22 protein-coding genes are annotated in these 19,497 nt (G+C 57.4%); 13 read left to right on the plus strand and 9 right to left on the minus strand.

All coding sequences use genetic code 11. The features are described 5' to 3' along the window. The first annotated feature begins 76 nt into the window (after positions 1-76). The 13 genes from ISS99_RS13985 to ISS99_RS14045 all read left to right on the plus strand — a co-directional run bounded on the left by ISS99_RS13985 (position 77) and on the right by ISS99_RS14045 (position 7,364). Positions 77-802 carry a hypothetical protein gene (locus ISS99_RS13985; protein WP_204632208.1) on the plus strand — a complete coding sequence of 242 codons (726 nt, stop codon included), beginning with the start codon at positions 77-79 and terminating at the stop codon, positions 800-802. Positions 803-900: 98 nt separating this feature from the next. Continuing rightward, positions 901-1,278, plus strand: a complete 378-nt coding sequence (locus ISS99_RS13990) for a hypothetical protein (protein ID WP_204632209.1) — start codon at positions 901-903, stop codon at positions 1,276-1,278. 181 nt (positions 1,279-1,459) lie between these two features. Next, positions 1,460-1,789, plus strand: a complete 330-nt coding sequence (locus ISS99_RS13995) for a hypothetical protein (protein WP_204632210.1) — start codon at positions 1,460-1,462, stop codon at positions 1,787-1,789. 185 nt (positions 1,790-1,974) lie between these two features. Next, complete coding sequence (locus ISS99_RS14000; protein ID WP_204632211.1) at positions 1,975-2,244, plus strand: hypothetical protein; 270 nt, start codon at positions 1,975-1,977, stop codon at positions 2,242-2,244. Between the two features lie 88 nt (positions 2,245-2,332). Next, positions 2,333-2,593, plus strand: coding sequence for a hypothetical protein (locus ISS99_RS14005; RefSeq protein ID WP_204632212.1), 261 nt, complete (start codon positions 2,333-2,335; stop codon positions 2,591-2,593). A 127-nt stretch (positions 2,594-2,720) separates the two neighbouring features. Continuing rightward, positions 2,721-3,218 (plus strand): hypothetical protein, encoded by a 498-nt coding sequence (locus ISS99_RS14010; RefSeq protein WP_204632213.1) that lies wholly within the window; start codon positions 2,721-2,723, stop codon positions 3,216-3,218. 88 nt (positions 3,219-3,306) lie between these two features. Beyond that, positions 3,307-3,672 carry a DUF4288 domain-containing protein gene (locus tag ISS99_RS14015; RefSeq protein ID WP_204632214.1) on the plus strand — a complete coding sequence of 122 codons (366 nt, stop codon included), beginning with the start codon at positions 3,307-3,309 and terminating at the stop codon, positions 3,670-3,672. A gap of 229 nt (positions 3,673-3,901) precedes the next feature. After that, the gene (locus tag ISS99_RS14020) at positions 3,902-4,447 is read left to right on the plus strand and encodes a hypothetical protein (RefSeq protein ID WP_204632215.1); all 546 of its coding nucleotides are present in this window, start codon (positions 3,902-3,904) and stop codon (positions 4,445-4,447) included. Between the two features lie 75 nt (positions 4,448-4,522). Next, on the plus strand, positions 4,523-4,888 hold the full coding sequence (locus ISS99_RS14025) for a hypothetical protein (RefSeq protein WP_204632216.1): 366 nt from the start codon (positions 4,523-4,525) through the stop codon (positions 4,886-4,888). A 128-nt stretch (positions 4,889-5,016) separates the two neighbouring features. Further along, the gene (locus ISS99_RS14030) at positions 5,017-5,481 is read left to right on the plus strand and encodes a hypothetical protein (RefSeq protein ID WP_204632217.1); all 465 of its coding nucleotides are present in this window, start codon (positions 5,017-5,019) and stop codon (positions 5,479-5,481) included. Between the two features lie 99 nt (positions 5,482-5,580). Further along, complete coding sequence (locus tag ISS99_RS14035; RefSeq protein ID WP_204632218.1) at positions 5,581-5,913, plus strand: DUF5076 domain-containing protein; 333 nt, start codon at positions 5,581-5,583, stop codon at positions 5,911-5,913. 454 nt (positions 5,914-6,367) lie between these two features. After that, entirely contained in the window at positions 6,368-6,778 is a 411-nt protein-coding gene (locus tag ISS99_RS14040; protein WP_204632219.1) for a hypothetical protein, read from the plus strand. Positions 6,779-6,923: 145 nt separating this feature from the next. Next, positions 6,924-7,364 carry a hypothetical protein gene (locus ISS99_RS14045; protein ID WP_204632220.1) on the plus strand — a complete coding sequence of 147 codons (441 nt, stop codon included), beginning with the start codon at positions 6,924-6,926 and terminating at the stop codon, positions 7,362-7,364. Positions 7,365-7,531: 167 nt separating this feature from the next. On the opposite strand, the gene ISS99_RS23535 is transcribed toward ISS99_RS14045, so the two are convergent. The 9 genes from ISS99_RS23535 to ISS99_RS14090 all read right to left on the minus strand — a co-directional run bounded on the left by ISS99_RS23535 (position 7,532) and on the right by ISS99_RS14090 (position 19,438). Then, positions 7,532-8,017, minus strand: a complete 486-nt coding sequence (locus tag ISS99_RS23535) for a YcxB family protein (RefSeq protein WP_204632221.1) — start codon at positions 8,015-8,017, stop codon at positions 7,532-7,534. Between the two features lie 158 nt (positions 8,018-8,175). Next, complete coding sequence (locus tag ISS99_RS14055) at positions 8,176-8,523, minus strand: hypothetical protein (protein WP_204632222.1); 348 nt, start codon at positions 8,521-8,523, stop codon at positions 8,176-8,178. A 62-nt stretch (positions 8,524-8,585) separates the two neighbouring features. After that, complete coding sequence (locus ISS99_RS14060; protein ID WP_204632223.1) at positions 8,586-8,972, minus strand: hypothetical protein; 387 nt, start codon at positions 8,970-8,972, stop codon at positions 8,586-8,588. Positions 8,973-9,104: 132 nt separating this feature from the next. Next, positions 9,105-9,842 carry an alpha/beta hydrolase gene (locus ISS99_RS14065; protein ID WP_204632224.1) on the minus strand — a complete coding sequence of 246 codons (738 nt, stop codon included), beginning with the start codon at positions 9,840-9,842 and terminating at the stop codon, positions 9,105-9,107. Between the two features lie 151 nt (positions 9,843-9,993). Next, on the minus strand, positions 9,994-10,839 hold the full coding sequence (locus ISS99_RS14070) for a sulfotransferase family protein (protein ID WP_204632225.1): 846 nt from the start codon (positions 10,837-10,839) through the stop codon (positions 9,994-9,996). 57 nt (positions 10,840-10,896) lie between these two features. After that, positions 10,897-11,904, minus strand: coding sequence for a LacI family DNA-binding transcriptional regulator (locus tag ISS99_RS14075; protein WP_204632226.1), 1,008 nt, complete (start codon positions 11,902-11,904; stop codon positions 10,897-10,899). A 16-nt stretch (positions 11,905-11,920) separates the two neighbouring features. Then, a complete protein-coding gene (locus ISS99_RS14080; protein WP_239537934.1) occupies positions 11,921-14,617 on the minus strand; it encodes a glycoside hydrolase family 2 protein in 2,697 nt (898 codons plus the stop codon). Between the two features lie 4 nt (positions 14,618-14,621). After that, positions 14,622-16,010 carry an APC family permease gene (locus tag ISS99_RS14085; protein WP_204632227.1) on the minus strand — a complete coding sequence of 463 codons (1,389 nt, stop codon included), beginning with the start codon at positions 16,008-16,010 and terminating at the stop codon, positions 14,622-14,624. A gap of 209 nt (positions 16,011-16,219) precedes the next feature. Beyond that, positions 16,220-19,438, minus strand: a complete 3,219-nt coding sequence (locus ISS99_RS14090; RefSeq protein WP_204632228.1) for a TonB-dependent receptor — start codon at positions 19,436-19,438, stop codon at positions 16,220-16,222. Between the last annotated feature and the right edge of the window lie 59 nt (positions 19,439-19,497).

The following is a 19,497-nucleotide window of genomic DNA, read 5'->3' on the forward strand; positions in this document are numbered from 1 at the left end:
GCCAGGCAGATCTCGAGCTGGGCGTTTTGGACGTTTCGTTCAATAGTGGATATCCCTGATATGGAATTTAAAGGCCATGGATAAGCGTTTAGCCAAGCGAATTCTCTCGAGTCTTCCGACGGGGTATGCATATGCTGACGGGGTGTTCTATTGGCGTGACTTTAAAAGCGTTCTGGTGGGCTTTGCTTTTGATAGTTCTCCGTCGTACATAATGTCTTATAAGTACGCATTGCCATTATTTCTTCCACGTGAAGGCCATCACTTTGGATATTCTGAAATTATCGCAATGCAAAACAAGAGGTTGGGCGAGAGAAACGAGGAATTTGAGAGATTTTATATAGATAGCATTGCCCCGTATCACGAGACTGTGAAAGAGTTGGGTGATTTGAGCCATTTCATTGACTATGTTCAAGAAAAAATAGAATCGAACCTCCGTAGCGGTCACGGTAGCCAGATTCAAGTCGCTGATTTGCGATATTGTTACGCCTGTGGCCTCGTTTTGCAGGGTGATTATCGGTCTGCAAGGATTCAAGTGGAATCGATTGTCACGGCATACGCCGACTATTCAAGGGAATTGACGGGTGAGGATAAGGAGATCGCTATCTTGGAGCGCAGCGGAGTTCGTGTAACGGAATTCAGGAGTGGCTCTCTACGCCCATCCGAAATTGCATTCTTGGAGAGAGTCAAAAAACTTGGCAACGCACTTGATCAAGGTGGCGATCAGGCGAAGTCGCTTGTCCTTGAAGTTGAAGAAGCTAATCGCAGCGGCATATTCGGGAGCAAGTCTACGATTTGCGGCTAGCGGGCGTGAAGGGAATCGGGACTACGTTAGGCGATTTTTGTATTCCAAGGACGCCCGAGATCGAAGGCGATACTTGCCCTAAGGTGTTCGTTGGAAAAGTGGCAAAGGCTCAGTGCAGAATTCAAGCGCGGTTGTTCCGCCTGATACAAACGAGCGACAGGCCTGTTGCCGCAACAGTAGTTGCCTTTGGTTTTCTGATCTGTCAGCAGCGCGACGGGAAATGCTTAGAGGAGACTGATGTGGAAAGGGTTTGGATTTTGGACCACGTCCGCGAGTGGGACGATGGACACGAGGACGTTAAGTTGATTGGCGTCTTTGCCTCAGAGAAGGATGCACAGTCGGCACTTGCGACTGTTCGGCACAAGCCGGGTTTCTGCGATCTTCCCGACGGTTTCTGCATCAGCGAAAAGGTGCTTGGCCGCATCGGTTGGACTGACGGTTATGTCACGCTTCAACCTGGTGAAGAATTCACATAAAAACTGAAGCGGCAGAAATAAGCCGCCCATCAGCTGACTCATCGTTGGCAACGCAGTGGTAGGGGGTGTTGCCGTGGCTCCGGCGCGCCGTCTTTGCGATTCGATGTGGTTTTTGCTGATCATATTGCAGTGAGGGTGACGACACGGTCTCATCCTCTTCCACAGTTACCAATGAGAAAAAATGAGCAAATCACTTAGTTACCTGAAGGCGGCTTGTCGGGAGCTTGGGTTACAGATTGAGCCTGGCTTTGTCATCAAGACACAAGCTGGAGCAGTCCAGGCGGAAGCAAGGATCGTACATCTCGGCAGCGTCAATGGCATGCTGATATTTTCGAACTACAGTCAACTCCGCGAACACCAAAGCGAGCTCTTGACGGGCGGATATGGCTTTTCGGTTCTAGATACTCCACTTCACAACGAGACATACGACCTGGAGTCGTATATTGAAATGTTTCGCGATTGGGGTTGGGCTGGACCAGAAGCGGAACGGCCAGAATGGATGGATGAGTAGAGAGAAATCGAGGCCGCTCATCATTTAGGTCATTGCTCACAAGGTGGCGACAGACTCGGATAACGCAGCCTATGGCTCACAGGCTTGGATCAGCGCTGGTGCCAGGCAGGGCGTTTCGGGCGGTTCGCCTAAATACCGGGGGTTCCAGGTCTGTCTGATCTGTGCTTCATTTAAGGGAAAAATTAATGAGTCGATTGTATCAAGAGCTGAAAATTTGGCGAGATGTAAGTGATTCTACAGCGATACGATATTCTTGCTTTATCGACTTGGCGACGGGAAAGTTTGCTGTCCAAAACGCCGACTTTTTTCATTTGCCTATAACGCTGGATCAAATTAAGTTTCTCGACGCGCAGTTCGTTGAGCTGTTTATCGAGACCTCACCAAAAGATCGCTGCGAATGGTTTGAGACGTTGGAGCAGGCTATCGACGCGCATGACCGGGATTTTGACAATTAATCAATGGCAGTGCGAATACTAGGGATCCCTGACCTGCATCTAGGAGGAGTGGGGCAGTGAATGGTGAAGTGACGACCTTGAAATTCAAATGCCCCGTTTTTGGTTCGGACGGAGACGAGCAGATTTTTTAAGCTGGCTGCACGTGTTCTCTTTTGAGGTCGTCGGCGTGCTGGACAGTATTGAGATCAAGTTCCGCAATGATGAGGACACTTTGAGGGAAATTATTGCGATATGTCATAGGTACAACATTTCCATGGAAGATCTGGCTTCACTGGAAAATGAAGGCAATTCGCAGTGGTTTAATTGTGAAGGAAAATTTTGGTACGAAAAAGTGTTTGGTAAGGCTTGAAATTTCAGGATGAAGGCCTGGAAGCGAACTGGCAAAGCGAATCGATGCCATTCGTTTGTCATGATGTTCATGATCTTCTTGGCTTGTGGTCCTTGGCAGGCTCGCTTATTTCGACGGGGAGGGGCTGGTGCAATACATTGATCCGAGATTTCGAGCCGGAGTCGCCGCCCTGGCTGTTCTGGTATTTGCCTTCGGTGCATCCGTTTGCCTGGGTCAAGACAGTTCGATGGAGCAGCTGAACCTCGTTAGGGGAACCTGGGTGCTCAAGTCCATCTACAAAACTCAGAATGTCCAAGGTCCTGGCGTTTCTGAGCAGGAAAAGCTGCTGGGTACAACTGTCAGCGTAAGCGGTTCTGTGCTTAGTTCCTGCGGTCAATCAGTGCCAGTCAAGTCCATTAAGGTCTTGGAGATATCGCCGGACGACTTTTTGACTGACACGCGAACACGGTTTAACGAAGTCGGTGTTGACGCTTCAAGTATTGAGGAAGTCGTCTTGAACGATCGGAGGTCGGGTGCGTGCTTTGCCGCATTTCCCCTTCCTGGCCAGGATATCTACATCAAGAGTCGGGACGAATTGCTAATCGACTTCGAGGGCGTGTTTTATCGTGCGGTGAGGACGAAATAGCAGCCAGGAAGGCATCTTCAGTAACAGCATATAGATCGTAAGATTCGGACCAACGAAACGAGACACCTCAAGGTTCCAAGGATCCGTTATGTGGTATTGCGCCCACGGCATTTTTTACTTCAAGGTCGAACATCAAGAAACCTACCTGGTTCAGGAAAATGTCTATTTGATCGACGCTGGGAACGAGAAGGATGCGCTACAGCAAGCCGAGGCAATTTGTCGCGGGAATGAGGATCTCAGCGAAGATGGGCATTTGGAGCTCAATGGCGAAAAGGCTCAGTACCTGTTTGCAGGCATCAGGAAGCTCATTGAAATTGAGCATGATCCGGAAACGGCCAGAGGCCATCTTCGCTCGGGCGTTGAGGTTACCTACTCCGAGTTGGAAGTAGATACGATGGAAGAGGTCCGGGGTTTGGCGAAAGGGGCGTTTGTGAACGTCCTATACCGCGAGTAGCTAACGGACCTGGTTTGAGAGCGTTGGGGCGTTGATCAATTCGGGGGAGTTGGTTGTGGGGTTGGCGTGATCCTTTGCGATGTGTGGTCATGGACTCGGGACCGCAACCGCTGCTCGCATTTCTTCCCGGTGATTTGACGTGCGCTCGAAGGCGAGGTTGGCATCAATTGACCAAAGCCAACGAGCTTGCCAGGTATCCATCCGGTCGTCCTCCTGGAGAATGTTGGCGATGAAGCCTAAGAGTCGTGCAAGGTGGAAAATAAAAGCGGGGGTGCTCTTTCTCTTCGCACTCAACGCGCCGGTTTTGCTCGCGCAAAGTGCATGCGTTCCGCCGTTACTGAATGCTAGCCTTGGGAAGCAATTTGAAGGATGGCACGTCGTCGACGTTTCGGATCTACGGGTGGACGACCAGCACATTTGGAGGGCTCGAAACGTTGGAAATTGCCCGGGAATAACGAGTGGTCACTTCGAGTCTTCCGCGAGAGAAATGATCGCCATTAGCCTATATAAAAGTCGGGCAAATGGCGCCTATTTACAGATGCTTCTGGTGGCAGATGAGCATGGTGGTCACTACAAGCTGACCGTGCTCAGTCCTCCGCAGGACGTGGCCTATCTGGGGGTGATTTCAAAGTGGCCGCCCGGCATTTATTCAAGCGTAACCGATAAAAAACTAGACATCCGACTGGACTCCATCGAGTACGAGGCGATCGAGGCGGGTTCATTGCTCTTCTTCTATGACAATGGAAGTTTTCATTCAGAGGTGGTCGTTCAATAGATCCACGACCCTAGGTACCTCGCTGGGGTAGTGGCGAGGTATAAGCTGGGTCGGCGCAGATGCCGATGTGATGGGATGAAAAATACTATCTTGAATTTAACAGAGACTTATTTGCAGCTTGTCGAAGCGCCGCCGACTTTGATTCGTAGGGTGGGTCTTTTTCATAGAGAAAAGCTGCCTCTTGGTGACGTTCTTGAAATTCATTCAATCAATCGCGATGCCGTCACCTGTGATGAGGTCATGATTTATTTCAGTTGTGCAGATGATCGAGAATTTCTGATATCTGAGTTTGATAAAAACTTCAGCAACGTTATGAAATTTCTCAGGGAAAAGTTTCCGGGGATCGAGAATTGGCGCGAAGTAATCAAGGGACCGCCATTTGAGCATCGGATAGTGACGCTATGGAAAAATGCTGATGGATCCGATCCGAAGGGAGCTTGAGTCCAGTAGGCTGAAGGGCTCGCTCGTGGCCCGTCATCTTTAATCCATCATTGACAAAGGTGGTTCGGCTGGCGCGACACACGCGCACGAACGATCGGAATGACGCATTCCAAGGGCAGGCAACATCTATGCAAGAGCTTCGGGTTGAAATGATAGAGCAGTCAATGGCTTTATCAGGCAGCGGTGCGATAAGCGGAAACATATATTTCGACTTCGGAATATTTCAGTTTCCGGAACGAGCTTGGAGTGACACAGCGGTCGTAATCGTCGAATGGTGGCTTACGGCCCTCAACGGTTTGGTGATGGGCAGAACAGACGAAGTCGAGCTCCGCTTTATGGATGGACCATTTTGGCTGTCAGTTCAAAGAGCATCGGGTGATGAATGCCAGGTGCGGTGCGAAGATGGTTTGCGCGAGCAGATACAGTTTCAGTGCCGAACCTCTGCTTTGGAACTTTTGAGATCAACCTTTGGCGTTGCCACGAGATTGCTGCAAGTCTGTTATCAGAGGCAATGGAGTTCGGCGGACGTAGAAACCCTTGAGCGTCAAGTCATTACCGTTCGGGAGCTGGCAGGAGATTGGCGGCTACATTGATGATAAGTGTTGCAACAGGGGTGCCGATCTAGGAGTCCTGGCAATTGGATTCAAAGAAATATGCCATCATCGAGCCAACGTTAAATGAGAACGTCAAAGATGCTAAAAGAACTTTTAGTTCCACCATCCGCCCTGGATGATCCTCATGCCGTGGAAATGGTGCGGGTCTGGATCGCCCAGGGAAAGCTCGAAAGCTCGATAAAAGTCGGCATGTACGCAGAATCTACGGACATAGCAGAAGATTTTGCCTGGGGCGTAATACTTGCGGATCTGGCTAGACACATTTCCAATGCGCTGCAATCTGGCTACGGTTTTACAGGGGATGTGCTGGAGCGAATCAAGACCAGCTTTCTTGACGAGCTCGGCGCGCCTACCTCGGCGGTTCAAGGAGCGTTTGTGGATGAGGGTTCTCTTCAGTCCAAGGATCGCTAACACGGCAAAAACCGAGAGGGCAAGTCAAGCATGCATGGTCATCGGTGCTGGTTGTTGCTTGGCCTTCTGCTCAAACGCACCGCCATGGCATCGCCAACCAGAACATCTGCCGCTGGATGACTCGAATGATGATGGTCTCACTTGGTTTATACGACTAGTCAATGTTGAAAAAATTGATAGCGATCTCATTGATGTTGCCATCTTTTTTTTGCGGGTGAGTCGTTGGCCTCGGCTTTCTTTGAAGGCAAGCCTGTTCCCTATAATCTGATTGTGTTTCTGTGGTCGGTGCTGAGTCTTTTCGTGATGTTCCGTTTCTGCTTCAACGGGGAGAAGACAGTAGTTCATAGAATGATGAATTTTGTCTTCTTTCAAATTTTGATCATTGTTGTCGCAAGTTGGTTGTACGCTTAAAGGAGCCCGGAAACCGGGATTCCGCCTGAACTGAGGTAAGGCAATGAAGGAATCAGAAGTGATCAGGAAGCACTTCGGGCTTCGAGTGATGAAATTGTATGGTGTGTTCGCAAGCGTATTGTTGCTGTTTACGGTCGTTGCTCGTGCTGGTGAAGCGCCTGGCACATCGCAGTGGATTCCTACGGCGCAGCAAATCAGCGCGGTGGAAGCTCAACTGGTCATGCCTTCAGGTAGTAAGCCGCTTCCCGTCTATACGCGTTATTACTATGGCCAGATCGTGCTAGGGCGGCACCTCCTGATAGGAGAGTTTGTGCTTGGCAAGGGACGCGGTTTTAGAATTGTGAGCCCGAATAAAGCTCCTCAAGTTCTCGATGGCGGTTGCTCAGTGGTCAATTTGAAATATGACATTGAGCGGAAGAAGGCGGTTGCCATTTTCTGTAATGGGATGGGCTAGCGCCATCCCGGTCAACTCGCGTCCTCAAACTATTTGCACTCATCTACCAAGAGTCATGAAGACATTTTCTGTGAAGATTCCATTGCTCGTGACTGTCGTTTGTTTCAGCTGTGGCCTCCATGCTCAACAGCCTGAGCCAACGCTCATGCGTCAGGCAACCCATTGCCTGGCCAAAAAGGGGTTTCTCCCATACTCGGAATCCAAGGCATTGACCTTCGGCTACCTTGTTGACGATAAGTCCTACCCGGGCAAGACACTGCTTTATGTCGTGAATTATCCGAATCGCTCCAAATCGGAAGGATCCGTATTTACGCTCGTTCTGGCAAATTCGGGTGGCCGTCAGGATTTTTCCATACAAAATAATGCTCGTTTCGTCGAGCCGGCAGGTGGACGTGGAGACGTGTCTTTCGTAGCTCCCCCGCTTGGCGGCAGCTGGACCCAGGCGCACCTTGTCTCTGCCATTCGGAAGATAGAGAAGCAGCCGAACCTGGCGATTTCGGCCAGGGACATGCGTGCGGTCGACTCTTCTGCGGACTGCGAGGCATATTCCGATGCCCTGCCAGGGCAGGGGGAGCCCAAAGAATGAGTGGCGGTGTGTAAAGCAATTTTATTTTCAATGGGGCAAATTGATCTGCTTGCGAGAGGCGGTGTGCTAGCAGAAGTGATTGCCCCTGGTTTCATGCGATGCGGGAAAAATGCCGATCATGCTTCCTGCAGAATTGGGGGCAGCGATGTCGACGGGATCGGCCCGCTTCAGCCACTGCCGGAGCCATGCCAGCGTCGTATGTCCGTGAGAAAAGCTTCCCTGGAGGCTTCGCTCTGGAACGCTCGCTTGGGAATGATCAATGCGTTACCCGAAGTGCTGACGATGAAGATGGATTCATCGTTGCTTTGAATGGCCCCGACCATGCGCCAGGTTCTGGAACCGCTCTTTTTGGCTATGCGAGTGGACCAGCCTTCGGGGCCAACCTCCAGGGTCCGCTCTTGGCGTTTAAATGCGATCTGCGGCCAGGCGGCGCAGATGGCAATGATTGTTGGTGTAATCCAGATGAATCGGACCAGGCATCTAGATAGTGAAAGCTCGCCGCCCTCGACCGCTAACGTTTCCCACGTTGCGGCCGCTCCGATGAGCAGGTGCCACCACCAATATTTGGAGCGCCACGCGCTCCAGTACCAATGCCAGACTTCGGCGCGGCTTGATTTGTAATGAAGCGAATGTGACTTCTCGTCCGCGTCCACTCGTTGTCCCCTGGGTTGCAAAATAAATTTTCCGGAGCATGCAGTGTGTGCGCTCCGATTTGTGCCATCAGCCGGTCTTCAAAGGCGGAACGGCGGTTATTCGTTGTGATGATGTTTGTGATGCGGCCCGTAAAAAGATAGCCAAGGACTGCCAGTGCCTAAGATCCAGTGTTCTTGGTCTGTATCACCAATGCCTTGATGTCTGCATCCGTCAAGCGCTGAAGATCGTCGTAGGCGGCATCGGTAGCCGCTTTGTTGCCGGTTCCCTCGCCACTAAGGCGGCCGCCGTTAAATGTGAAATAGAACGGCGCAGCAGGGCTTCCGGGGGCGGTAACGACGACGATACTCTGCCCGTCATCGCAGCTGTATACGAGCCATGGCGTTTTGCCGTACGTCTTTTTCACGGGGCCTGTCACGCAATTCAGGTTTGTTTGCTGCGCAAAAAGCGAACCGCAGGGCGAACTTGCTATCAATAGAACGGCAAACAATTTGGCGAAATACTTCATCGTTTTTCCCGGTTGTTTTTAAGGAAGTATTTTGGGGTCAAGAGTAAGTCTTTCCGCTTCGGCTACGTGGCGCCGGAGGCACCATCCTTCAATAATTTCTTGGGCTTGATCACACGCCGAAATTCGAGTGCCGAGGCTACTAGGTAGGCTAATGAGCTGACTGAGTACGCGTACCAGCCCACCAGTAAGTTGGTCGCCCAGGAGGGCGCAGTAAACGTTACGAAGTACAGTCCTGCCAGACACGCGCCAGCACCAGTGAGAATGGCTGAAATTCGATACTTGATGCGCAAGAAGGCGGTCAGTGGAAGCAGGTAAATTGCGGCCATGGCGAGGTTGCCAGGTAAGTCGCCCGAGAGCGGATATAAGATTTCGGTTTGGCCGTGATACGTGCACGACTGCAACGGTAATAGCAGACATAGCGCGATAATGATGGCGGATATCTTGCGCATGCCTAGTCCTTGACTAGTCTTCGTTGAGAGTGCCCCTTTCGGGTTTCGGTCTTAGTCGACAGCAAGCGTTTCACGGTCCACGCTTGGAGTTGAACGCCTTCGTGTGCGCCACTTCAGGCTAGCCTTAGGTGGTTAGGTGGCTCCCCGCTTTACAAAACTGCAAAGCTCAGGCCTTTCCCATACCCCATTGTGGGACGTGGGTACGTGGAGCCAGCGGACGGGCTTGCTGGGAAATGCCGCCACCAGGGCTTGCGTGCGCGCCGCCGAAATAATTTCATCCTGGTCGGCCTGCAAAATGGCTACGGGTACGTTGCGAAGGTTCGCGGCGGCAGCGGCGCTGTCGTAGGTATCTCTCATCAGCCATCGCACCGGCAGGTAGGGGTAGTGATCCTGTGCGACGAGGTCCAGGCGGTCGTAGGGGGTGACCAGAAGCAGTTGGTCCGGTTGTGTCTGCGCTGCAACCTGGGTGGCAACGCCCGTGCCCAGGCTGACGCCGATAATGCCGACCCTGCGATGCGCTTGCTCCACCTGCTTGACGAGTGCGATGCCGTCGGCAACCAGGGCTTTTTCGCCGGGGGATCCCGCCTGGCCCTCGTAGCCCCGGTATGGCATGAGGTAAATCGCGCGATCGGTGCAGTCCCGCCATTGGTCGCCGACTGGATTGAGCGCCAGCGCATTGCCGCCGAACACGACCCAGGCGGAGTCCGCTTCCGGATGGACAATCCAACCGTGAAGGGTGATATCGGGACGCTTGAGAACGAGCTTGCCCCACGGTGCCGATGGCGGTGGGGCAGGGTAAATGAGCCGATTCTGGGCGAAGAACAGCACTGCGAAGAAAATGCCGACGATGACGACGATGGCCAGGATCATTTCCAATAGCCTGCTTGCCGCTCGGTTCCTTGGCATGATCCCCATCCTGCGTTTGTGAACTCGCCTCTTGCCGAGAGTAGACAAGAGGCTGGGTCGCCTGGCAAGTGAGTCGGCTCCATCTGTCGCCCGGTCCCTGGGCGACGGGAAGCGCTTATACGATGGGCACCTGATTCACGTTGTTCTTCGGATCCATCCAGAACGCCTCGTTCGCAAAGCGCCCAAAAATCTCGCGCGGCAGCACCGGCTGGCGTTCGATCGATGCCACCTTGGGCCGCACGGCATGCAGCCCGGGCATGCCTACGCGGGCGTCGAATTCGTCGGCGTTGTACTGGATGTTGTCGAAGTCGTGCTCGAACCAGGGCTCGCCCAGGAATTGGTAGACCGCGCGCATGGCCGTGGCGGGATCGCGCACCAGGCTTTCGTAGGTGAGCATCAGCAGGTGCTCTTGCGCGTGCTGGCCGTAGAACGCTTCCTTGGTGGCCTGGTAGGCAAAGCCCACCATGCCGCGCGGATCGGTCATCGCCTCCACCCGCGAGTACACCGTGGTGTTGGTGTCGAACCGGAACACCTTGCTGACGCTTACCGGTTGCCGCTGCACCAGCCGCTCCATGCTATCGAGCACCCATGCCAGCTGGCGCACGCAGGCGATTACCTTCACGCCGGGAAACAGCAGGCTGAGCAACTGCATGCGGCTGCACCACAGCCGGCTGGTGTCGAACACCACGCTGGCGTCCGCCTGTAACGAATAGAAGTTTTCAACCAGGCCGCGCAGCAGCGCAACGCGTTGTTCGTCGGATACATCGAAGGAGAAGTCATTCTTGCTGCTCGCTTCGGCCATCACCACGCCCATGATGTCGGCCAGCGGGCTGGTCATGCCGGCGCGAAAACGCGGGTTCTGGTTGAGGATGGCGGCCAGCAGGGTGGTGCCGGCGCGCGGCAGCCCGGAGATGAAATGGAACTTCCGTGGCGCGTGGCTGGCGTCTGGCGTGGCGGGCATGCGAGCAGTCTCCTGTGGATCGATGGCCTGGATGGCAAAGGCGTTGCTGCAAAGGGTTCAGGGCGCGGGAGCCGTCGATGCGCGCATGCGCATTTCGTAGCCGACTTCGACCATGCTGGCTTCGCCTTTGCCGAGCACGCGAAGCAACAGTTCTTCGGTGGCGCGCTTGCCCATTTCGCGCACGGGCTGGTGGACGGTAGTCAACGGCGGCCACACCTGGGTGGCGATGTTGGTGTCGTCGAAGCCGCAGATGGACATCTCGCCGGGAATCGATACGCCGGCTTCCGCAGCCGCCCAGATCGCGCCGACGGCCATGTCGTCGTCGGCCGCGAAGATGGCGGTCGGGCGGTTCTTGAGCGCCAGCAGGCGACGCGCGGCGGCCACGCCGGATTCGAAAGAAAACCGGCCCTGGACCATGTACGCGGGGTTTTCTTTCAAGCCCGCGCGCTTCATGCCGTCGCGGTAACCGGCCAGGCGCCAGATGCCGGCGCCGTGCTTGGGGTCGCCGATGATGTGCGCAATGCGGTGATGGCCCAACGAGACCAGGTGCTCCACCATCGCCGCGGCGGCTTCGCGTTCGCGCAGCATCACGCCGATGCAACCCTTGGGTTGGCGCGGAGCGATCGAGGCAAACGGCAGGTCGCTGTTGCGCAGGTGGTTGAGCAGCTTCGCGTGGTCGGTGATGGGCGGCGTAAGGATCAGCCCATCGGGCCGGTGCCGCGAGAGAATGCCCTCGACACGTTCGACGAAGTCCGGCGCGGTGGAGACCAGCGGCTGCACGATCATGCTGTACTGGCGGGCTTCGCAGGCCTCCAGCACGCCGGCCTGCACTTCCATGATGTAGCTGGGCGACAGGTTGTCGTAGAGCAGGCCGATCATGAAGGATCGATTCGTCGCCAGGCTGCGCGCCGAGGTGAGCGGCCGGTAGTTGAGTTCCGCTACGGCGGCCAGCACGCGCTCGCGCACTGAGTCGCGTACGTTCGGCTCGTTGTTGAGCACGCGCGATACGGTTTTCTTCGAGGTGTTCGACGCGCGGGCGACATCGTTGATGGTTACGCGCGACATGGAAGCCTTTGCGTCTTCAATGGTCCGTCCCCTGCTTGGCGGAAGCTGGAATGCTCCGGGTCGGAACGTTCCAGCCACTTACTTCGACGACAGGACCCGCCGTTCCCTTCGCTTCGTATCGCGCGGTCAGGACGATCGATTCACCAGGCCAAAGCGTGATGTCATTGTCATTCCAGCGTATCGGCAGCGCAAGCTCGCCACCGGCGCCGCGCCTGATCGAAACGTGCTGGAATAGCGCCACGGCCTTGGACGATGCGGGCACCGACAGGGTGACCGTGGTGACCTCGTCATTTCCCTCGCGCCGCGTGCTTGCCTGGACGTCGCCGGTTGCGGCCGGCAACGCGTGCAGAGCGGTCAGGTCGGCATACTGCGTAACGGGGGTGAGGTACCAGTTGGAACGCGGCCAGTCGAGCGTGTCCGGCCGCGTGGACAGCCAATAGACGTTGCGGCTGACCGGCTTGCCGTCGGCGGAGGCGAGGTCGAGCTCGATGAAGTAAACGCGCGACAGATCCGCCACGGCCGGCAGGGTAGCCAGGGCCAGCGTGTGATTTCCCACAAGGTCGATACCTTGCAGGTGCTTTTGATAGCGCACGCTGCCGTCCAGGTTGCGCACGCGGATGTCCGCCTGCAGGCCGTGGATATCGTCCAGCGTGTGGTTCACCAGCACGATGCCGTTGGCATCGTAGGCATATTGGATGTGCACCGGCTCGTTGGCTTTCTTGGCGCCGAAATAGGCGCCGGCGGGATTCATGAAGTAGTCGTACAGATGCCAGTGCAGGGAAGGCCAGGCATTGTTGAGCATCCAGTAGATGACGCCGGTTGCCGGCTTGGCGGCATCCATCTTCGCGTTGAACGCCTCGAACTGCGCGCGCACGTTGTCGTAGTTGTCGAGCTGGGCCTTGGCGACATAGTCGGCAAGGCTGGTGGGCGCGCCGTAGCGCTGGGCCAGGGCCTTGTCGAACGGTGTAAGCACGGCGAACGGCGACCAGTCCGCGGATGCGTGGTATTGCCGCGCATCCGGGTATTTCCACAGCGCTTCCTGCTCCTGCGGCGACAGCATGCGCGTGATGTCTTCCAGTCGCGGGATGTCGGCGCCTGCGCTGACTTCGGAGTCGAAGCCGAATGCGCCGCCTAGTTGATCGGCATACCAGTAGGAGGGCGGTATCCACGCATACGGCCCGGCCATCTTCATGCCGGAGGGGCCGGTTTCGGCTGTGGCCTGGTCGCTGGCCGCGGCGACGATGGGCAGGGACCAGTCCGCCGCGTGCAGCGCATCAACGTACATCTTCGCGATGGCCGGCGGCGGTGCGTTGTCGCTGCCGATCAGAAAGCCGATCACTGATGGGTGATTGCGAAGCAGGCGCGCTTCGCTGGCGATGGAATCTTGCGCCACTTTTTCATCGGCGGCCGTCCAGGGCGCGCCGCCGGTCTTGGCAGCCGACTCCCATTTGTCGCAGCACTCCCAGCCCGGCAGGATCAGGATGCCGTTGCGGTCGGCAAGATCGTAGAAGCGCTGGTTTTCCAGCTTGCCTTCGCTACGGATGGTGTTGAGGCCGAGGTTGGCGACGTAGCTGAATTCGGCTTGCATGCGCGCAGGGTCGTCGCGCAGGAACATGTCCGGCGCCCAGCCTGCGCCGCGAATCAGTAGCGGTTTGCCATTGATGAAGAACTGCCGATAACCCTGTTTCGTGAGATTCGAACTGACGCTGCGGATGCCGAACGTCGCGGTGGCCCGGTCGGAGCTTGTCCCGTCGACCGTGGCAGTCATCTCCAGCTGATACAGCGGATGATCGCCCATGCCGACGGGCCACCAGATCTTCGGGTGATTCAGCGCAAGGCCCGGCGTTGTGTTGGACGTGAACGAAACGACTTGCGTTTGCCCTGGCGCGAGATGAACGGTCTGCTGCAACGGAACGCCGGCTACCGTGCCGGCGATCGTCGCATCGTGTGCCACTGTGTCGAGGTTCTTCGCTTCCACGTTTACCGCCAGCGTGGCGCGTGAAAGATCAGGCAGCGATAGCGTGGAAACGACTTGCGGAAAGCTCAGCTCGACCGGGCCGGTCTGCACGATATCCACGCCGCGCCACGGACCCATGTTGTTGTCGGGCGGTGTGGGGTTCCAGTCCACCCAGCCGATCGACAGGCTCTTTCTCGGATCGGCCGGATGCACTTCCATGGCGAGGGTGTTGCCGCCCGCGTGCACCCACTGCGTTACGTCGAGCTCATGTACGGGATAGGCGCCGGCGATGTCAGCGTGATCGGCGACCTGATGTCCGTTCACCCACACGTCGGCGCTCGCGATCATGCCGTTGGTGCGCAGCAGGGTGTGCATGCCCGATTTCGGTAGCGTGAATTGGGCGCGGTACCACCAGGGCGTAACGAACAGATTGCCGCTGGCATCGGGCACCTGCACCGCGCGCAGGTTGTCGCCGTAGAACACGTCGTTCTTGTAGACGCCGTTTTCCAGCAGTCCGGCCATCACCGTGGCCCGGCCGCTTACCGGGAACCAGCCTTCGGTGGAAAAGCCGTTGGAAGATATCTCGGCGCCGCCCTGTTGCGCCTTCGCACTGTCCTGGATCTGCCAGTGCGCGATGGCGATGGTGGAACCGGCGCCGGCAGCGACCGGAGTAGGGGAGTAGCTGGTTTGCGCGTACGCGACGGACATCGCCATCGCGGCCATCATCCCCATTACGTGCGTGGCTGGCGTTTTCATGGCGTTACGGTTCCCCAAGATAGGTCTCGCGTATTTCAACGGGCGCGAACGGCCACGAACGATTGTGCTTGGCCCATGCCACGAACACCACGAGGCCGGCAACGATCCAGATACCGGACAGGATCAGCGACAACGCGGAAGCGGACACGTACACGTAAATCCACCCCAGCAGCGCGATCACGCACGGCACCGGGTAAAGCCATTGTTTGTACGGGCGAGCGAGCGTCGGTTGGCGCTTGCGCAGTACGACCAGCGCGGCGATCTGTGCAATCGACTGCACGATGATGGTGGCGGCGAGCAGCATGTTGATCACTTCGGTGAGGTCGAAGAACGTGCCGATGGCCGTCACCACACCCATCGTGAGCAGCGCCACGTGCGGGAAGCTGTATTTGGTGTGCAGGCGCGCGAACACCGATAGAAAAACCTTGTCCTGTGCAGCCTGGAACGGCACGCGCGATCCCCCCAGCAGGCCGGTGAACACCGAGGCGAACGCCGTCACGATGATGAGCACGGTCATCACGGCGGCAGCGGCGTGCCCCCAGCTGCGTTCCACCACCATCGATGCGACGGATTTGGACTGCGCGATGTCCTGCCACGGCGCCACGCCAAGCACGCTGATGTTGAGCAGCAGATAGACGAACATCATCGCGATCACCGAGACGATGATCGAGCCGGGCATGGTCCGTCCCGGCTGACGCAGCTCGTCGCCGATATAGGCAGTGGTGTTGTAACCGAGGTAGTCGTAGATGCCGATGATCAGCCCCGCGCCCAGCCCCACGAAGAAGTGGTTGCCGAACGCACCCGCCGGGTAGGTAAAGGCGAAGCCCGCGTGGAAGTGCGAGAAGCCCGCAGCAGCGACACCAACGACCGAGACCAGCATGATGACCCACAGCGCGACGGTGATCGTGCGCACCGATTCGATGCGGCGGTAGAGCATCCAGGTGACGATGGCCGTGGCCGCCAGGCTGATCAGGTGCACCGGCCACCAGCCCAGTTTCGGGAAAAAGAACTCCAGGTACTCCACCATGCCGATGATGCCGGTCGACATGAGCAAGGGAATCGCCAGCAGCATCGTCCAGATGAACAGGAACGGCATCAGTTTGCCGGTGCGGTACTGGAACGCCTCGCGCAGGTAGACGTAGGTGCCGCCGGAGCCCGGCATGGCCGCACCGAGTTCGGCCCACACCAGACCATCGGCCATCGCCAGGATGGCGCCGGCGATCCAGCCGATGGCCGCCTGCGGACCGCCCATTGCCGCAACCATGATGGGAATGGTGATGAACGGCCCGATGCCGCACATCTGGGTCATGTTGATCGCGGTTCCCGAAAACAGCCCGATGGAGCGGTGAAGGGTGTTGTCGCGAGCGGGTTGGGGCGTGGTGGAATCCTGCATGCTTGCCTTGTGGTGATGGAGTGCGGTGGCGTATCGATGTGGCAACCACGGCGAGAGACGGGGCTTGAACAACCCCCGCTTAGTCGTCACCCCGGCGAAGGCCGGGGCCCAGTGTCTTTAGCACATCGACAGCCAAGACGCCGGGTCCCTGCCTTCGCTGCGACGATGAGTAGGAGGGGGCTACTCAAGGTTTCCAACGTTTGCTCCGGTTACCACTGCCCGCGTATGCCCAACATGAACATGCGCTCCGAGAAAGTCGAGTGCGCAGGCTGGTCAGGCCATACCAGGTAGTAGTGCTGGTACTCGTTGGTGAGGTTGGTGCCGTCCAGGAACACCTCGGCGTATTTGTTCAACTTGTAGGAAATCGATGCGTCCAGGTACTTCTGCGGCGCCTCATACATCTCCATGCCGGTGATGCCGCCCACGCTGTCCATCACCGCGCGCCGCGAACGGTAGTTGTACGCGAGACGCGCCTGGAAGTGGCCGTCCTGATACCACAGGATGAAGTTGCCCGATTCGGTGGAGTTGTCCTGGAACGGAATCTTGCGCCCGGACAGATCCGTCTCGCCCGAATTGCTCGGCGCATACGTGGCGTTTACCTCCATGCCGGTCTTGGACAAAAAGCTAGGCAGGAACGTGAAACCCTGGCGATAATCGAATTCCGCACCCTGGATGCTGTTGCCGGTGCCTTGCACAGGTTCGGTGATCACGATGCAGTGATCGCGGACCACGCCGTCTTCATCCGGCAGGCTGCAGTTCACTACGCTGCCGTTCTTGATGAAGCTTTCCACGTTGATGCGGAACAGCGCCAGGCTGAGCATGCTGGTGGGGTTGATGTAGTACTCCAGCGATGCGCCGAAGTTGGTGGAACGCCACGGGTTGAGATCCGGGTTGCCGGTGGATGTACCGTTTGCGACGCGAAAAATCGGCCCTTGCGGAGTTTCCGCCAACGAGTAGTTCAACTGCAGGCCGCCGCCCCAGGTGCTGAGGTCGAGCGGCATCATGTTCTTGGAATAGGCCAATCGCAACTTCAGCTCGTCGGTGAGATCCAGCGAGAAGTTGGCCGACGGCAGCACGTCCTGGTAAGTGCGCTTGGTGAGCGAGGTGCCTGCTTCGACCGGTTCGTCGCCATACGAACCCGGCGCGCCGCTCAAATACTGGGTGACGTCCAGGTTGGTGTGGATCATGCGCACACCCACGTTGCCGCTATAGGGCATGTCGCCGATGGTGCCGTTGAAATCGCCTTGCACGTAGCCGGACAGCTCTTTCAGTCGCACCGCCCAGGTGGTGCCCGGTTCGCCCACCTCGACAGTATCGGGGTAGAGCGATTTCCAGTAAGAAATGGGATTGATCAAGGCGTTGGGATCGACCGCCCAGAAGTTGATGCCCGAGCCGAGCAGGTTGGTGTATTCCCTGAAGTTGCTCGACAGCGGCGCCGCGGTATTGGGCATGGATATCGCCGAGAGCGGTCCTGCGCGGTAGTAGCCCAGCGCATTGCCTGCGGTGCAGGAGCCGCTGTCCATCACCACGTCGGCGCCGACATAGCGCACCAGGCATCCGTTCGGGTCGCTGGCGCCCATGCCGCCATAGACAGGGGTCTCCAATGTCCAGCCGACGTTGGAAGCATTGCGGATGCTGTTGCGCAGGCCGAATTCGAGCTTGAAGCCGTCCTGGAAATCGAATTGCCCGTCGAAGCGCAAGGCATTCAATGCCACCTGGCGGTTGTAGTCGCCGGAGGATTCCAGCGTCTTCATCGTCCAGCCATCGGGATTGGCGAAATCGGTTGCCAGCGAGGACGGCATGCTGACGGTAAGGTAGCGGCCTTCGAAGTTCGCGATAATCGGAATAGTGTTCTGCGGCACGCCGTTGGCATTGAACACGCGATTGCCGCCCAGCTGCGCGGGGTAGATGAAGGTGCCGGGCGGTACGGCGTTGGAAGGCACGCCGGGCATCAGCACGTTGGGCCACAGCGCGCCGTCGGAGTCGGAAACGTTGATGTCGGTTTCCACGTTCGACTGCGATGCGATGTCGTGGATGCCGCGCACGCTGGCCGTGAACGGGCCGCCGTCGTCGTAATCCAATTGCAGGTTGTAGTTCTTCGCGACGGAGCTTTTCTGGGTGATCTGCGAGAACGACTCCACGTCGCCGGGCCACTTCTCGTAGACCTGCGTGGTGTAGATCTGCGAGCCCTGCCAGCCGGGTTCCGGCGTGCCGTAGGCGCCTAGGGCGGGGCTGCCGGTATCGCGCGATTGCAGCGGCACGTAGGTGGCGCCTTGCCAGTTGGTGGAGTTGAACTGGATGCCGAAATTGCGATCGAACTCGCGCTGTTGCGAATAGAAGTAGTCGGTGGTCAGGCTCAAGCCGTTGCCCAGGTCCATCTGGAACGAGGCGTTGCCGGACTTGCGCTTGCGTTGGGTGGTGGTGTCGTACAGGCTGATGTCCTGGCTGCCCATGAACACGCCGTTGGATTTGCCGTCGCCATTGACGTCCACGCTGCCGTCGGGGTTCTGCACGATCTTCGACGGAATGGGCGCGCCGTTCCACGGTGTGAGGAAGCCGTTGTAGCCGCCCGCGCTGGCTGCGTTCTCGCCGTTGAGCACCACGCCGTATTGATCCAGACCCTCGGTCGAGTTCATGCGTGTGGTGTTGGAGAAATCGGCGGAGACCAGCAGGCCCCAATGGCCGCTGTCGTTATACGAAATGAGGCCGTTGGCCTCGGGCCCGAAATGGTCGGTGCTGCTGCCACGCTCGCCGTTGGCGGAATAGCTGTAGGTGAATCCGCTGGGGAGATCCCAGGGGCGGTAGGTGTGCAGATCGATCGCGCCGCTGATGCCGCCGTCGGTCTCGTTGGCGGTGGACGACTTGACCACGTCCACGCCGTGAAACAGCGTGGAAGGCAGCATGGTGAAATCGGGCTGCTGCGAATCGATCTGGTCGGCGGTGATGAATACTTCGCCGTTCAACATGGTGCCGACCTGGGGCAGGCCGCGTACGTCCACCGAGGTGCCAACGCCCGCATCGCGATTGATCTGCACGCCGGTGACGCGCTGCAGGGAGTCGGTGATGGTTGTGTCGGGCAGCGCGCCGATGTTTTCCGCCGTGATGCTGTCCTGGATGTTCGGCGCCTCGCGTTTGAGGTCGATGGCGCGCATCTGCGATGCGCGCACGCCGGAGACGGACACGGTCGACAGCGTCAGCGCGTTTTTCTGCGCGTCGGTGCTGCCGGGTTTTGCGTCGGTTTTCTTTGCATTGGGCGACGTTGCTGCCGGTGCCGGTGCCGGCGCGGTTTGCGCCGTGGTGGCCTGCGTGGCCTGGCCGCTTGCCTGGGCATCGGCGGACGTCGACGCCATGGCCGACGTCGACACGACGGCAAACAGCGAAACGGTAATGGCAAATGACAATGGATGCTTGCGAAGTGCGGTGGACATGGGCTTTAACCTCGTTGGTGTTGCCTGTCGAACTTCTGGTTCTCCGTGGTATTGCAAAA

The sequence above is a fragment of the Dyella mobilis genome (assembly GCF_016904945.1).
Classification (GTDB): domain Bacteria; phylum Pseudomonadota; class Gammaproteobacteria; order Xanthomonadales; family Rhodanobacteraceae; genus Dyella_B; species Dyella_B mobilis.